The organism is Kitasatospora hibisci (assembly GCF_043950205.1).
Classification (GTDB): Bacteria; Actinomycetota; Actinomycetes; order Streptomycetales; family Streptomycetaceae; genus Kitasatospora; species Kitasatospora hibisci.
In genome coordinates, this window is record NZ_CP171642.1 from 3,337,599 (window position 1) to 3,352,661 (window position 15,063).

Sequence of the window (15,063 nt, forward strand, 5' to 3'; positions counted from 1 at the left end):
AACCAGGACCCCTTCCCGCGCCCCGCGTCCGCGCCCAGGACCGCACCGCCCGTGGGCGCACTGGTCAGCGCAGCCCGGGCGGCGCGGCCCGCCCCGACAGCACGGCGCAGCCCCCGACCCCGCTCAGGGCGGTCGGGGGCTGCGTCGGAAGTCCCGGGTACCGGTTGTCTCTAGTACCAGTGGTGGGACTGCCAGAACGACCAGGCGCCACAGGGGCTGCCGTAGCGGCTGTTCATGTAGTTCAGGCCCCACTTGATCTGGGTGGCCGGGTTGGTGCGCCAGTCGGCACCCGCCGTGGCCATCTTGGAGCCGGGGAGCGCCTGGACGAGGCCGTAGGCGCCGGAGCTCTTGTTGGTGGCGGTGTAGTCCCAGCCGCTCTCGCGCTTCACGATCTGGCTGAAGCACTGGAACTGTGCGTCGTTGCCGACGATCTGCTGGGCGATCGCCTGGACCGAGCCGGGGCTGACCGAGACCGGCGGGGCCGAGGTGTCGGTGGCGGCCATCGCCGAACGGGCCTTGGAGCGGTTGGCGGCGGCCTCGTCGGCCTTGCGCTTCTCCTCGGCCTCCTTGGCGGCCTTCTCCGCGTCGGCCTTGGCCTGCGCGTCGGCAGCGGCCTTCTGGCGCGCGGCCTCCTCGGCGGCCTTCTGCTCGGCCGCGGCCTTGGCGGCCGCCTCGGCGGCGGCCTGCTGGGCGGAGGCCTGCGTGCCGATGTTGTCGCTGATGGTCTGCGCCTGGGCGCCAGAGGGGACTTCGGCAAGCAGGGTCGCGCCGGCGACGTCGACCGTCTGCATGGTCTTGCCCTCGCTGCCCGAGGCCATGCCCACGACGGCACCGACGGCGGTGACGGCGGTGGCGGAGGCCACAGCAACTCCCCGGACCGAGATCCGAGTCACATGGATTCCTTCCAGCATCGCCCACGCGTGACCGTGCGGACGCAACATGCCCCTTGGCGCTGCCCTCCGTACGGTGCTGGTCACGGGAGGTACTGACCCGGCGTCCGGCCGCGCGAGCGACCGGGCGTTGAGATCGGGCGGCGTACGGCTCATCGGTGTTCAATTATGCGTCCACCCACCGGAGTTGGCGGACCGTCCGGACCAGGCCGCCGGTCGCCCGGGGCCCTGTCATGCCGTACGCGGGGCCTGACAGAACCCTCACCATGCCGCACCGGGCACTGTCGACGCAATTCCCCGTTGCGTGGCGGATGTCACATTCACCGCACCGGGGCTCTCCGGACAGAAAGCACTCGATGTGATGAAACGGGCGGAGGCCCGCTCCGTCAGGAGCGGGCCCCACGCCCGGAATTGACCATATTGTCCGACTATGCCCGGAACGCCCCGGTCACGGGTGGATGTCCTCCAGCATCTCCGTGACCAGCGCCGCGATCGGCGAACGCTCGGACCGGGTGAGCGTGATGTGCGCGAACAGCGGATGCCCCTTCAGCTTCTCCACCACCGCCACCACGCCGTCGTACCGGCCGACCCGGAGGTTGTCCCGCTGCGCCACGTCGTGGGTGAGCACGACCCGGGAGCCCTGGCCGATCCGGGACAGCACCGTCAGCAGGACGTTCCGCTCCAGCGACTGCGCCTCGTCCACGATCACGAAGGCGTCGTGCAGGGAGCGCCCGCGGATGTGGGTCAGCGGCAGGACCTCCAGCATTCCCCGGGAGATGACCTCCTCGATCACGTCCGGGGTGGTGACGGCGGAGAGGGTGTCGAAGACCGCCTGCGCCCAGGGGCTCATCTTCTCCGTCTCGGAGCCCGGCAGATAGCCGAGCTCCTGGCCGCCGACCGCGTACAGCGGCCGGAAGACCATCACCTTGCGGTGCTGCCGCCGTTCCAGCACGGCCTCCAGACCTGCGCACAGGGCCAGCGCGGACTTCCCGGTGCCGGCCCGGCCGCCCATCGAGACGATGCCGACCTCCGGGTCGAGCAGCAGGTCCAGCGCGACCCGCTGCTCGGCGCTGCGCCCGCGGAGCCCGAAGGCCTCGCGCTCCCCGCGCACCAGCCGGACCCGCCCGTCGCCGGTGACCCGGCCGAGCGCCCGGCCGCGCTCGGAGCTGAGCACCAGTCCGGTGTGGACGGGCAGCTCGGCGGCCCCCTCGACCGCCACCGCGGCGTCGTGGCCGGCCGCGAACAGCGCGTCCACGTCGTCCGCCGGGACGTGCAGCTCGGACATGCCCGTCCAGCCCGAGGTGACCGCCAGCTCCGCCCGGTACTCCTCGGCCAGGAGCCCGACCGAGCTGGCCTTGATCCGCAACGGGAGGTCCTTGGAGACGACGGTGACGTCGTACCCCTCGGCCTGCAGGTTCCGGGCGACCGCCAGGATCCGGGTGTCCGCCTCGCCGCCGCCGGCCCGGTAGCCGACCGGCAGTATCGACAGGTCGGAGTGGTTCAGCTCGACCCGGATGGTCCCGCCGAGCTCGCCGACCGGGATCGGCTCGTCGAGCCGGCCGAAGCGGATGCGGTAGTCGTCGAGGAGTCGCAGCGCCTGGCGGGCGAAGTAGCCCAGCTCGGGGTGGTGCCGCTTGGCCTCCAGTTCGGTGACGACCACCACCGGAAGGACGACCTCGTGCTCCTCGAAGCGGGTCATGGCGAGCGGGTCCGCCAGGAGCACGCTGGTGTCGAGAACGTACGTGCGCCGGTCTGGTGTCCGGCGGCTCTTGGAACTGACCACTAGGCCTCCAGAGCGGATGACCCTGCGTCATCCGCGGCAAGCCGGCCCCCGCTGCCCCGGTGGCCTCGGGGCCGGTCTGGTCGGAGTATTCCCAGGCGAGGGGCGGTGCATTCGCGTCCCCGGCGAACTGACGGATCATTGCCGGTGAACGTTTGGCCTCGTGCCCCGCCCGGGTAGGCCAGCCCTACTGGACACAGATCGGCCCCGCGGGCGCGGCGCGCCGCGGGGCGGGTGGGACGGGAGGGGTCTCCGGTGGGGCGGAAGGGGCCTCAGAGACCCATTCGCCGGTTCCGCTGCTCGTACGCGCGCAGGGCGCGCAGGAAGTCGACCTTCCGGAAGGCCGGCCAGTACGCCTCGCAGAAGTAGAACTCGCTGTGCGCGCTCTGCCAGAGCAGGAAGCCCGAGAGGCGCTGCTCGCCCGAGGTGCGGATGACCAGGTCCGGGTCGGGCTGGCCCTTGGTGTAGAGGTGCTCGGCGATGTGCTCGACGTCGAGGATCTCGGCCAACTCCTCGATCGAGGTGCCGCGCCCGGCGTGTTCCTGGAGCAGCGAGCGGACGGCGTCCGCGATCTCATGCCGGCCGCCGTAGCCGACGGCGACGTTGACCGTGATCCCGTCGATCCCCGCGGTCTCCTCGGCGGCGCGCTTGAGCACGTCGGCGGTGTGCTGCGGCAGCAGGTCGAGCGCGCCGACCGGGTTGACCCGCCAGCGGCGGGCGGCGGCCAGGCCGGTGACGGCGTCCTCGATGATCCCGAGCAGCGGGACCAGCTCGTCCGCGGGCCGGGAGAGGTTGTCGGTGGAGAGCATCCACAGGGTGACGACCTTGACGTGCGTCTCGTCGCACCAGCCGAGGAACTCGCTGATCTTGTCGGCGCCGCGCTGGTGGCCGTAGGCGGTGGAGCCCCCGGTGGCCTTCGCCCAGCGACGGTTCCCGTCGAGGATCACGCCGATGTGGTGCGGGGTGCGGGCCAGGTGCACCTCGACCCGGCGACCGTAGAGGCCGTACATACCGTCCAGCAGGGTGCGCAGCCCCGGCGTGCGTTCGACGACATCGCGCAGACCCATGGTTTCCGGCCCCTCCGTAACTCTTCACCGGGGTGCGTCACAACCCCGGGCGCAGCCTACTCCCGCCTGGACGAGCTGGGTAAAGCCGCAGGTAGCGGTCAGGTCACGGTCCTGTGCGGACTCTGTCGCGACCGGTGCGGCGGCCGTGGCCGGAAGACGTCCGCCGGGCGGCCGGCCCCCTCCGGGGAGACGGCTACGGAACGGTATCCGGTTCCTTAAGGAATCCGTAAGCCGACCGTTCCGTCCTTGACGGCCGGTAATGGTCTAGTCCAGCTTTTGACCGAGGCGGAAGAGCACGGACTCCCGCCCGCCAAGGCACCACTGCGGATGCATGCCCTCCCCCACACGCGGCCGCCGCGCCCCCCACCGCGGCGGCCGCTCCTTCCCCAGGAGCCCACCTCCATGGCCCGTACGCAGAACCAGCCCGCGCACCGGCGCCGGCGCAGCCCCCTGCCGGCGCTCGCCGCCGGCGCCACCGCTCTCGCCCTGGCCGGCAGCGGCCTGGCCCTCCTCGCCGGCGGCGCCAACGCGGCCGCCGGCAACCTGGTCGCCAACGGCGGATTCGACGGCGGCTCGCTCGCCGGCTGGTCCTGCACCGGCGCCGCGACCACCATCGCGGCCCCGGTCCACTCCGGGACCGGAGCGCTCCAGGCCACCCCGGGCGCCAGCGACACCGCCGAGTGCACCCAGACCGTCAGCGTGCTGCCCGACACCGGCTACACGCTGAGCGCGTGGGTCCAGGGCCCGTACGTCTACCTCGGCGCGCGGGGCACCGGCGGCGCCGAGCCGAGCACCTGGTCGAACCAGAACAGCTGGAACCAGCTCTCCTCGACCTTCACCACCGGCCCGAACACCACCAGCATCACGGTGTACCTGCACGGCTGGTACGGCCAGAGCGCCTACCTCGCCGACGACGTCACGCTGAGCGGCCCCGGAGGCACCTCCACCCCGAGCCCCACGGCGACGCCGAGCCCGACCGCGACGGCCACCGCGACGCAGACCCCCACGGCCACCGCGACCCCGACCGTGACGCCGACCCAGACCGCCACCCCGACGCCCACGGCGACCGCCACCGGCACCACCCCGCCGACCACCGGCCTGCCCAAGCACGTGGTCACCGGCTACTGGCACAACTTCGACAACGGCGCGACCGTCCAGAAGCTCGGCGACGTCCAGAGCGCCTACGACATCGTCGCGGTCTCCTTCGCCGACGCGGTGCCCACCAGGACCGGCGCGATCAGCTTCACCCTCGACCCGGCGCTCTCCAAGGCCCTCGGCGGCTACACCGACGCACAGTTCCGCGCCGACGTGAAGGCCAAGCAGGCGGCCGGCAAGAAGGTCGTCCTGTCGATCGGTGGCCAGAACGGCGCGATCTCCGTCGGCGACGCCACCGCGGCCGCCGCGTTCGTGGACAGCGCCTACGCGATCATCAGGGACTACGGCTTCGACGGCATCGACGTCGACCTGGAGAACGGCGTCAACCCGACCCACCTCGGCAACGCGCTGCACGGTCTCCAGGCCAAGGTCGGCCCGGGCTTCATCCTGACGATGGCCCCGGAGACCATCGGGATGTACAGCACCGCCGGCGCCTACTTCCAGCTCGCGCTGAACACCAAGGACATCCTGACCGTCGTCAACACCCAGTTCTACAACTCGGGCGGCATGAACGGCTGCGACGGCAAGGTCTACAACCAGGGCACCATCGACTTCATCACCTCGCAGGTCTGCACCCACATCCAGGGCGGCCTGCGGCCCGACCAGGTCGGCATCGGCGTCCCGGCCTCCAGCCGGGCCGCCGGCGGCGGCTACGTCTCGCCGACCGTGGTGAACAACGCGCTGGACTGCCTGGCCACCGGCCGCAACTGCGGCAGCTTCGTCCCGCCGGCCAAGTGGCCGACCATCCGCGGCGCGATGACCTGGTCGACCAACTGGGACGCCAACAACGGGAACGCGTTCTCCAACGCGGTCGGCCCGTTCGTCCACCAGATGCCGTAACTCCCCGCGGTGCACGGCTCCTTGAGGGTGGGGCCGGCGCACCCGCGGCGGGCCCGCCGTACCCGACCGGTACGGCGGGCCCGTCCGTGTCCCGGGGGCCGGCGCACCCGCCCGCCACCGCCGCCCCGGCGCTACCGCAGCAGCACCGCCGAGGCCGCGCCGAGCAGCAGGAAGGGACCCATCGGCAGGTCGAGCCCGCGCACCGGCCGGCGGCGCAGCACGGCCGCGACGGCCAGCCCGATCGACCAGAGTCCGGCCAGCGCCGAGGCGGCGAACAGCCCCCCGAACGCGGCCGGCCAGCCGTAGCGGCCGAGCAGTGCGCCGAGGCCGAGCGCCAGCACGGTGTCCCCGGGGCCCATCAGCCCGAACCAGGCGGGCAGTTCGAACAGCGCCGCGGCGGCGAGCGCGACCAGCAGGCAGCGCAGCAGGACGCCGGGGCTGCCGTCGGCCAGCTCCAGTACCACCAGCAGCAGCGCCAGCCCCGCCACCAGGGTCCAGCTCAGGGCGTAGGGCAGCCGGCGCACCCGGGCGTCGGTGAAGCCGAGCACCACGCCCGGCCCGGCCGCCCAGAGCAGCAGGACCGCGTCGGCCGGGTGCGCCGCCGAGAGCGCGGCCGCCACCGCCAGCGCGGTGACCGCCTCGACCCGCCCGGCGCCCGGGCCCAGCCGCTCCCGGCAGCCCGGGCAACGGCCGGTCGGCGGCAGCCCGCGCAGCTCCCGGTCGCAGGCCGGGCAGCGGGTGCACCACGGCTCACCTTCGGGCACGGCGTACCGCACCACCAGCCCGCGCAGGGCCGGTGCCACCAGCACTCCGGCCAGCACCGCCCCGAGTACGGCGACGATCACAGCACCCCTCCCGCCACCACCGGACCGCCCGCGAGGGAACCGGCCCGCTGTCGTCCTCGTCCGAGCGTTGGGGCCCGTCCGAATCGATCCCGTCGGACGGCGCGCGGTTCCGTGCGCCCGGCGGGACCGGCCGGACCGGACCCGGGCGGCACCCGGCGAACCGGGTGCCGCACCGACCACATCATCCACGGGGAACACATCTTGACGAAGCCCCAGACGGTCCTGCGCGCCGCGGTTCCGGCCGCGGCGCCGGCCATGCCGCTGACGGCCTGCGGGCCGGAGAACGACGCCCCGGTCGCCCCGGTCGCGGCGAGCGCCGGGGAGGCCACCGCCACGGGCCCGGGCGCCACGGAGCCCCCGGCGGCCGGCGGCGCGGGTGCCACGGCCGGTACCGGCGGCGCGGGCCCGGGCACCATCCCCTCGGCCACCACCGGCGGCAACCCGATCGGCGGCGCGGGCGGAGGCAGCGGCAAGGTCGGCTTCGGCAACCCGCTGGCGCTCACCGCCACCGGCAGCTACCAGGGCAGGACCAGGGCCGACGTCACCCCGGTCTCGGTGGTCGAGGGCACCGCGGCCGAGATCGCGCCGTTCGACTTCAAGCCCGCCGACCTGGAGGGCCGGACGCCGTACTACGTCACGGTGTCGTTCACCAACCGCACCGGCGCCCCGCTGACCGACGAGTACTTCATGATGCGGTTCAAGGTGAACACGGACGCCGAGGCGACCGGCATCCTCCCGGCTCCGGCGATCATGAAGTCGATCCCGCAGTGCGACGCGGGCAAGAAGCCCGGCACCCTGGCGGACGGCCGGAGCCAGCAGCAGTGTGCTGTCTATCTCGTTCCGACCGCCACCCCGCCGCAGTTCCTCACCTTCGGCAGCGTTCTGGACACCGAGCCGCTGGTCTGGAAGGTCGGCTGACGGCCCCGCCTGCCGATCGAAGGCAGGCCTTCGGGGCGGTCCGACGCGCGCCCCGGTACGCGCGCCGGACCGCCCCGATCTGCCCCTAAAGTAGGCAGGCATGCAGGTCATCCAGTCCAGCAAGCTCGCCAATGTCTGCTACGACATCCGCGGCCCGGTGCTCGACGAGGCGATGCGGCTGGAGGAACAGGGCCACCGCATCCTGAAGCTCAACACCGGCAACCCCGCCGTGTTCGGCTTCGACGCGCCGCCGGAGATCCTCCAGGACATCCTGCGCAACCTCGCCTCCGCGCACGGCTACGGCGACTCCAAGGGCCTGCTCTCCGCCCGCCGCGCCGTGGTGATGCACTACGAGGAGCGCGGGCTGCACGGACTCACCGTCGAGGACGTCTTCCTCGGCAACGGCGTCTCCGAGCTGATCCAGCTGGCCATGACGGCACTGCTGGACGACGGCGACGAGGTGCTCGTCCCCGCGCCGGACTACCCGCTCTGGACCGCCTCCGTCTCGCTGGCCGGCGGCACCGCCGTGCACTACCGCTGCGACGAGCAGTCCGAGTGGTACCCGGACCTCGCCGACATCGAGGCCAAGGTCACCGACCGGACCAGGGCGCTCGTGGTGATCAACCCGAACAACCCGACCGGCGCGGTCTACCCGCGCGAGGTCCTGGAGGGTCTGGTCGAGATCGCCCGCCGGCACAAGCTGGTGGTCTACGCGGACGAGATCTACGACAAGATCCTCTACGACGACGCCGAGCACGTCCCGCTGGCCACCCTGGCACCGGACCTCTTCTGCGTCACCTTCAACGGCCTCTCCAAGGCCTACCGGGTCGCGGGCTTCCGCTCCGGTTGGATGGTGCTCTCCGGCGACCGGAACCGGGCCCGCAGCTACGTCGAGGGCCTGACCGTGCTCGCCTCGATGCGCCTGTGCGCCAACATGCCGGCCCAGCACGCGGTGGCCGCGGCGCTCGGCGGCCGGCAGTCGATCCGGGACCTGGTACTGCCCGGCGGCCGGCTGCTGGAGTCCCGGGACGCCGCCTACCGGCTGCTCAACGAGATCCCGGGCGTGAGCTGCGTGAAGCCCAAGGGTGCGCTCTACGCCTTCCCCCGGCTGGACCCGAAGGTCTACAAGATCAAGGACGACGCCCGGATGGTGCTCGACCTGCTGCGGGCCGAACGGATCCTGCTGGTCCAGGGCACCGGGTTCAACTGGCCCGAGCCGGACCACTTCCGGCTGGTCACCCTGCCCAGGGCCGAGGACATCACCGACGCCGTCACCCGGATCGGCGCCTTCCTCGGCGGCTACACCCAGCCCTGACGGCGCGCAGGGGAGTGCGGCGCGCGGACGCCTCCGGAGCCGCCCGGAGGCCCCGAGGACGACTACGGCCGGAACCCCCGTCGCCGGACGATCTCCTTGGTCGGGGAAAGATCGTCCAGCAGGGGCTCCGGCCGTCCTGTCGCTCGGTCGGCGCGCGATTCGTGCCACGCGCCGACCGTTCGCCGGCTGAGGCTCAGGCTCAGCCGAGGCGGGCGACGAGGTTCCGGTACTCGTCCCACAGCTCGGTCGGCGTGTGGTCGCCGAAGAGCTCCAGGTGGGCGGGGACGAGTGCGGCTTCCTGGCGCCAGATGTCGGCGTCCACGGTGAAGAGCAGCTCACGGTCGGCCTCGGAGAGCTCCAGGCCGTCCAGGTCGAAGCCGTCGACGGACGGCAGCACGCCGATCGGGGTCTCGACGCCCTTGCCGTTGCCCTCCAGCCGCTCGACGATCCACTTCAGCACGCGGCTGTTCTCGCCGTAGCCGGGCCAGACGAACTTGCCCTCGGCGTTCTTGCGGAACCAGTTCACGTAGTAGATCTTCGGCAGCTTGCCGGCGTCCGCCTGGGCGCCGACCTTCAGCCAGTGGGCGAAGTAGTCGCCCATGTTGTAGCCGCAGAAGGGCAGCATCGCGAACGGGTCGCGGCGCAGCTCGCCGACGGTGCCCTCGGCCGCGGCGGTCTTCTCGGAGGCGATGTTCGCGCCCAGGAAGACACCGTGCTGCCAGTCGAAGGACTCCGTCACCAGCGGGACGGCGGTGGCGCGGCGGCCACCGAACAGGATGGCCGAGATCGGCACACCCGCCTGGTCCTCCCACTCGGGGGCGATGGTCGGGCACTGTGCCGCCGGGACGGCGAAGCGGGCGTTCGGGTGGGCGGCCGGGGTGCCGGACTCCGGGGTCCAGTCGTTGCCGCGCCAGTCGGTGAGGTGGGCCGGCGGCTCCTCGGTGAGGCCCTCCCACCAGACGTCGCCGTCGTCGGTCAGGGCGACGTTGGTGAAGACCGTGTTGCCCCAGAGGGTGTCGATGGCGTTGGCGTTGGTGTCCACGCCGGTGCCGGGGGCGACGCCGAAGAAACCGGCCTCGGGGTTGATGGCGTACAGGCGGCCGTCGGCGCCGAAGCGCATCCAGGCGATGTCGTCGCCGATCGTCTCGACCTTCCAGCCCGGGATGGTCGGCTGGAGCATGGCCAGGTTGGTCTTGCCGCAGGCCGACGGGAAGGCGGCCGCGACGTACTTGACCTCGCCGGACGGCGGGGTGAGCTTCAGGATGAGCATGTGCTCGGCCAGCCAGCCCTCGTCCCGGGCCATGGTCGAGGCGATGCGCAGCGCGTAGCACTTCTTGCCGAGCAGGGCGTTGCCGCCGTAGCCCGAGCCGAAGGACCAGATCTCCCGGGTCTCGGGGAAGTGCGAGATGTACTTGGTGCTGCTGCACGGCCACGGCACGTCCGCCTGACCCTCGGCGAGCGGGGCGCCGACGGTGTGCACGGCCTTGACGAAGTCGCCGTCCTCGCCGAGCTGGTCCAGCACGGCCCGGCCCATGCGGGTCATCACGCGCATCGACACGGCGACGTAGGCGGAGTCGGTGATCTCGACGCCGTACGCGGCCAGCGGGGAGCCCACCGGGCCCATCGAGAACGGCACCACGTACATGGTGCGTCCCTTCATCGCGCCGCGGAACAGGCCCTTCTCGCCCTGGAAGATCTCCCGCATCTCGGCGGGGGCCTTCCAGTTGTTGGTCGGGCCGGCGTCCTTCTCCTGCTCGGAGCAGATGTACGTGCGGTCCTCCACGCGCGCCACGTCCGTCGGGTCCGAGGCGGCGTAGTAGGAGTTGGGGCGCTTCTCCTCGTTCAGCTTCTTGAAGGTGCCCTGAGCCACCAGCAGGTCCGCGAGGCGCTGGTACTCCTCCTCGGACCCGTCGCACCACTCGATGCGGTCGGGCTGGGTGAGCTCCGCGATCTCGCTCACCCAGGCAAGCAGACGCTTGTGGCGGGTGGGCGCGAGGTTCTCGTTCGACACGATCGCTCCTTCACGCCATCTCGGCGAGGAGACGGCGTAGCGGGGGTTTGAGGGTGCTTGCAGCGTAGCTCCGGCTCCGAGCCCCGAATACGGCGCATCGGTGAAATTGACGCATCTTTTACTACAACCCGTCTGATTACCGGTTGGTAATCGGGCACTTTCGGCCGGCCCGAACCCCGTCACCCCCCGCCTCCATTACTCCAAAACGTCCAAGTAGTGATGATCGCCACTTCCTACGAGTCGGTAACCTACGGATCCGTAGGTAGCGGATAGCATGCTCCGCATGACTGCTGAGCTCCTGGAGAGCACGGAGAGCACGGAGAGTGCAGAGGGCAAGCCGAAGTGGCGCGGCTGGCTGCACGCCGGGATGTTCCCCGCCACGGTGGCCGCCGGGATCGCGCTGATCTGCCTGGCCGACTCCACCCCCGCCAAGATCGCCTGCGCGATCTACTCCGCCAGCGCCTGGCTGCTGTTCGGGGTCAGCGCGGTCTACCACCGCTTCACCTGGGGTCCGCGCGGCGACGCGGTGCTGCGCCGGCTCGACCACGCGAACATCTTCCTGATCATCGCGGGTACCTACACCCCGTTCACCATCCTGCTGCTGGACGGCGCCGCGCAGCAGGTGCTGCTCTGGGCGGTCTGGGGCGGCGCGCTGGCCGGGATCGCGTTCCGGGTGTTCTGGGTCGGGGCGCCGCGCTGGCTGTACACGCCGGTGTACATCGCGCTGGGCTGGGCCGCCGCGTTCTTCCTGCCGGACTTCCTGCGCACCGGCGGCGTCGCGGTCCTGGTGCTGATGATCGTGGGCGGCGTGCTCTACAGCGTCGGCGGAGTGGTGTACGGACTCAAGCGGCCCAACCCGTCACCGCGCTGGTTCGGCTTCCACGAGGTGTTCCACGCCTTCACCCTCGGCGCCTTCATCGTGCAGTACGTCGGCGTCTCACTGGTGGCGTACAGCGCGGCCAACTGAGCCCTGCGCCCCGTGACGGGGGGTCGGCCGGTCCAGCGACCGGGCGGCCGCCCGTTCCGCCGTCCAGTCCCGGGCGGGACGGCACCCCCGGACGGAGCGGTCGTGGCCGGCGAGGTCGCCGCCCGCGCGGCCATGGGCCGCAGGGTCGTGGGCCGCGCGGTCACGGACCGGGACCCCCTCGGCCCGGTGCGCCTCCCGGCGCTCCGCCCGGTCCCCCGACCGCGGGAGGGAACGGGCCCGCCGCGCGTCCAGCGCCTCGCGCGCCCGGCGGCAGCGCTCGCAGTGCGCCGCGTCCGGTGCACCCGCCGCCCCCTGGTGGCCGCTCGGCACGGCCGGTCGGCGGAGCCGCCGCCAGCGCCGACCGACGTGGACCATCAGCAGCAGCACCTCGACCCCGGCAACCACCAGCACCAGCACGGCACCGTTGATCAGATAGGCCGCGACCACGGCCAGCGCCGAGGCCACCACCACTGCCGCGCCCCAGATCTGGGCGGTCGACTCCCTGTCGGCCATTCGGTATCCCCTTCCTGCGCCGGGCTCGTGGTCGGCTCCTGCCGCCCCACCCCTTCTCCGCTCTCGGCACGCGTCGGCCTACAACTGACCGATTGCCACATCGTATCTACCGACAGTCACCCGGAGCCGCCCCGGAGCGGCGAACGACAGATCAACGTTGCGTCAATTCCCCGTGCGGAACCCTCACTTCCAGGACACATCACCGAGCGTGACCGACCAGGCCACCATTGCGCCGCATTGACGGCGCCCTCCTTTTGGGAGTTACTGTCATTTGAGAGGAACTTCCCGCCCGCGCTCCCGGCCCCGGAGGCTGCCGTGCCGACCACCCCTGCCCAAGCCCCGTCCGGACCCGACCCACGACGCTGGCTGGCGCTGGTCGCCGTCGCGCTCAGCGCCCTGGTGATCAGCTTCGACATGACGATCCTGAACGTCGCCCTGCCCACGCTGGCCTCCCAGCTCCGGGCCACCACCGGCCAGCAGCAGTGGATCGTCGACTCGTACACCGTCGTCTTCGCCGCCGCGATGCTGCCCGCCGGCCTGATCGGCGACCGGTTCGGCCGCCGCCGGACGCTCACCGCCGGTCTCGCCCTGTTCGCCCTCGCCTCCGCCGTCGGCATGCTCGCCGACAGCCCCGGCACCGTGGTCGCCGCCCGGGGCGCGATGGGACTGGCCGGCGCCCTGGTCATGCCGATGTCCCTGGCGGTGATCCCCGGACTCTTCCCCGCCGCGGAACAGCGCCGCGCGACCGCCGTCCTGTCCACGGCGCTCGCCGCCGGCGCCCCGCTCGGACCGCTGATCGGCGGCTTCCTGCTCCAGCACCTCTGGTGGGGCTCCGTCTTCGCGATCAACATCCCGCTGACCGCCGTCGGCATCGTCGCCTGCGTGCTGCTGCTCCCGGAGACCCGCAACCCCGCCGCGCCCCGGCTCGACCTGCTCGGCGCCGCACTCGGCGCGGGAGGGCTGGCGGCGCTCACCTTCGGCATCATCGAGATCCCCGAACGCGGCTGGACCGATCCGCTGGTGCTCGCGATGCTCGGCGGCTCGCTGGCCGCCCTCACCGCCCTGGTACTGCGCAGCCGTCGGCAGCAGGACCCGATGCTCGACCTCGCCCTGCTCGCCGCCCCGGCCTTCCGTTGGTCGGCGGTGGCCGCGACGCTGGTCTCGCTTGTGCTGTTCGGTGCCTTCTTCGTGCTGCCGCTCTACTTCCAGAGCGTGCTCGGCGCCGACGCCTTCGGCACCGGCCTGCGGATGATGCCGATGATGCTCGGTCTGATGGTGGCCGCGAAGCTCAGCGACCGCCTCGTCGCCCGGACCGGCCCGCGCACGGTGATCGCCCTCGGGCTGGCCCTGCTGGCCGCCGCCCTGCTGCTCGGCAGCCGGACCGGGACCTCCGACGGCTATGCCCCGGCAGCGGTCTGGCTCGTCCTGCTCGGCCTGGGAATGGGCCTGGCGCTGATCACCGCCCAGGCCACCGCCATGCTGACCCTGCCGCCCGCCCGAGCCGGCGTCGGCTCCGGACTGCTCCAGACGCTTCGCCAGGTCGGCGGCGCGATCGGGGTGGCCGTCTTCGGCAGCCTGCTGGCCGGCTCGTACCGGGGCGCGCTGGAGACCTCGGTCTTCCCCCCGGACGCGGTGCACCGGGCCGAGCAGTCGGTCGTCGCAGCCGACGCGGTCGCCGCAGCCGCCGGGGACCGGGCGCTGGCCGCCGCCGCGCACACCGCCTACGTGCACGGCATGACGGTGGTGCTGCTGGCCGCCGGGGTGACCGCGGCGCTGTCGGCGGTCCTGGTCGCGCTGCGGATGCCCGCCGCGGAAGCGCGGGCGGGCGGCGAGGGCGGTCCGGACGGTCCGGACGGTGTCGCGGACGGTGCGGACGGTGTCGCGGACGGTGCGGACGGTGTCGCGGACGGTGCGGACGGTGTCGGGGGCGGTGCCGGCCCGCTCTCGCAGAACGCCGCCGCGCCTGCGGCCGATCACCGATAATCGAAGGTATGAGCGCAGCGCGGCCGACAGCGGCACCCCCGGCATCCGCGGCAGGACCGACGACCGGCCCGGCCCGGGCGATGCTGGAGGAACCGCTGTCGCTGCGCGAGCGGAAGAAGCTGAAGACCCGCCAGGCGATCCGCCGCGAGGCGTACCGGCTGATCGCCGGACAGGGCTACGAGAACACCACCGTGGAGCAGATCGCCGCGGCAGCCGAGGTGTCGCAGTCCACCTTCTTCCGGTACTTCGCCACCAAGGAGGACTTGGTCCTCACCGACGAGTACGACCCGGCGATGGTCGCCGCGCTGCTCGCCCGCCCGGCGGATGAACCGTTTCTGCGTTCCTGCCGCGAGGCGATCGTCGGCCTGATCCGCGAGCTGCTCCAGCACGAGCGCGAGGAGCTGCTGACCCGGATACGGCTGGTCAACGACGTCCCGGCGCTTCGTGCCCGGCTGCACGAGACCGCCAACGACCCGCAGCAACTCTTCCTCACCGTACTGACCCGGCGGGCCGGCGTGGAGGAGCCGACCCTCCAGATGCGGATCACCGCCGCCGCGATCGGCGCGGCCACCACCGAGACGGTGCTGCAGTGGGCGGACGGCGGCGGCGCACAGGACTTCGCGGAGCTGGTGGACCAGACCTTCGCGCTGCTGGAGCACGGCTTCGCGGGCGTGTAGGCCCGGTCCCTGCCGAGGACCAGGCAGGCGCGGGGCCCGGCCACCGTGCACCGGACCCCGCCCGCCGGTCCGGTGGGCGCCCGCCCCCGTCGGACGCCCACC

At 72.4% G+C, this 15,063-nt stretch carries 12 protein-coding genes; 6 read left to right on the forward strand and 6 right to left on the reverse strand.

The features are described from left to right. Positions 1-170: 170 nt before the first annotated feature. The 3 genes from ACF9IK_RS14155 to ACF9IK_RS14165 form a co-directional block, all read right to left on the reverse strand. Entirely contained in the window at positions 171-893 is a 723-nt protein-coding gene (locus ACF9IK_RS14155) for a transglycosylase SLT domain-containing protein (protein WP_395294563.1), read from the reverse strand. Between the two features lie 445 nt (positions 894-1,338). Beyond that, positions 1,339-2,673 (reverse strand): PhoH family protein, encoded by a 1,335-nt coding sequence (locus ACF9IK_RS14160; protein WP_395294564.1) that lies wholly within the window; start codon positions 2,671-2,673, stop codon positions 1,339-1,341. Positions 2,674-2,942: 269 nt separating this feature from the next. Next, the gene (locus tag ACF9IK_RS14165) at positions 2,943-3,737 is read right to left on the reverse strand and encodes an isoprenyl transferase (RefSeq protein ID WP_238951068.1); all 795 of its coding nucleotides are present in this window, start codon (positions 3,735-3,737) and stop codon (positions 2,943-2,945) included. Between the two features lie 402 nt (positions 3,738-4,139). Between ACF9IK_RS14165 and ACF9IK_RS14170 the strand changes: the two genes are divergently transcribed. Next, on the forward strand, positions 4,140-5,732 hold the full coding sequence (locus ACF9IK_RS14170) for a chitinase (protein ID WP_395294565.1): 1,593 nt from the start codon (positions 4,140-4,142) through the stop codon (positions 5,730-5,732). A gap of 131 nt (positions 5,733-5,863) precedes the next feature. Here ACF9IK_RS14170 and ACF9IK_RS14175 read toward each other — a convergent pair whose 3' ends face one another. After that, complete coding sequence (locus tag ACF9IK_RS14175) at positions 5,864-6,577, reverse strand: prepilin peptidase (protein ID WP_395294566.1); 714 nt, start codon at positions 6,575-6,577, stop codon at positions 5,864-5,866. Between the two features lie 201 nt (positions 6,578-6,778). Here ACF9IK_RS14175 and ACF9IK_RS14180 point away from each other — a divergent pair, with 201 nt between their 5' ends. Together ACF9IK_RS14180 and ACF9IK_RS14185 are read left to right on the forward strand one after the other, a co-directional pair. Beyond that, positions 6,779-7,495: a hypothetical protein gene (locus tag ACF9IK_RS14180; RefSeq protein ID WP_395294567.1), complete on the forward strand. Its 717-nt coding sequence runs from the start codon at positions 6,779-6,781 to the stop codon at positions 7,493-7,495. 100 nt (positions 7,496-7,595) lie between these two features. Further along, on the forward strand, positions 7,596-8,810 hold the full coding sequence (locus tag ACF9IK_RS14185) for a pyridoxal phosphate-dependent aminotransferase (protein ID WP_395294568.1): 1,215 nt from the start codon (positions 7,596-7,598) through the stop codon (positions 8,808-8,810). 199 nt (positions 8,811-9,009) lie between these two features. Here ACF9IK_RS14185 and ACF9IK_RS14190 read toward each other — a convergent pair whose 3' ends face one another. Beyond that, positions 9,010-10,821 (reverse strand): phosphoenolpyruvate carboxykinase (GTP), encoded by a 1,812-nt coding sequence (locus ACF9IK_RS14190; RefSeq protein ID WP_395294569.1) that lies wholly within the window; start codon positions 10,819-10,821, stop codon positions 9,010-9,012. Between the two features lie 274 nt (positions 10,822-11,095). Here ACF9IK_RS14190 and trhA point away from each other — a divergent pair, with 274 nt between their 5' ends. Then, positions 11,096-11,788, forward strand: coding sequence for a PAQR family membrane homeostasis protein TrhA (gene trhA, locus ACF9IK_RS14195; RefSeq protein ID WP_395294570.1), 693 nt, complete (start codon positions 11,096-11,098; stop codon positions 11,786-11,788). Here the strand turns inward: trhA and ACF9IK_RS14200 are convergent. After that, positions 11,759-12,301, reverse strand: a complete 543-nt coding sequence (locus tag ACF9IK_RS14200; RefSeq protein ID WP_395294571.1) for a hypothetical protein — start codon at positions 12,299-12,301, stop codon at positions 11,759-11,761. The two genes, trhA and ACF9IK_RS14200, sit on opposite strands and share 30 nt — an antisense overlap. Before the next feature lie 315 nt (positions 12,302-12,616). On the opposite strand from ACF9IK_RS14200, the gene ACF9IK_RS14205 reads away from it, so the two are divergent. Both ACF9IK_RS14205 and ACF9IK_RS14210 read left to right on the forward strand, forming a co-directional pair. Continuing rightward, positions 12,617-14,284, forward strand: coding sequence for an MFS transporter (locus ACF9IK_RS14205; RefSeq protein ID WP_395294572.1), 1,668 nt, complete (start codon positions 12,617-12,619; stop codon positions 14,282-14,284). Positions 14,285-14,292: 8 nt separating this feature from the next. Further along, complete coding sequence (locus ACF9IK_RS14210) at positions 14,293-14,961, forward strand: TetR family transcriptional regulator (RefSeq protein WP_395294573.1); 669 nt, start codon at positions 14,293-14,295, stop codon at positions 14,959-14,961. The last annotated feature ends 102 nt before the right edge of the window (positions 14,962-15,063 follow it).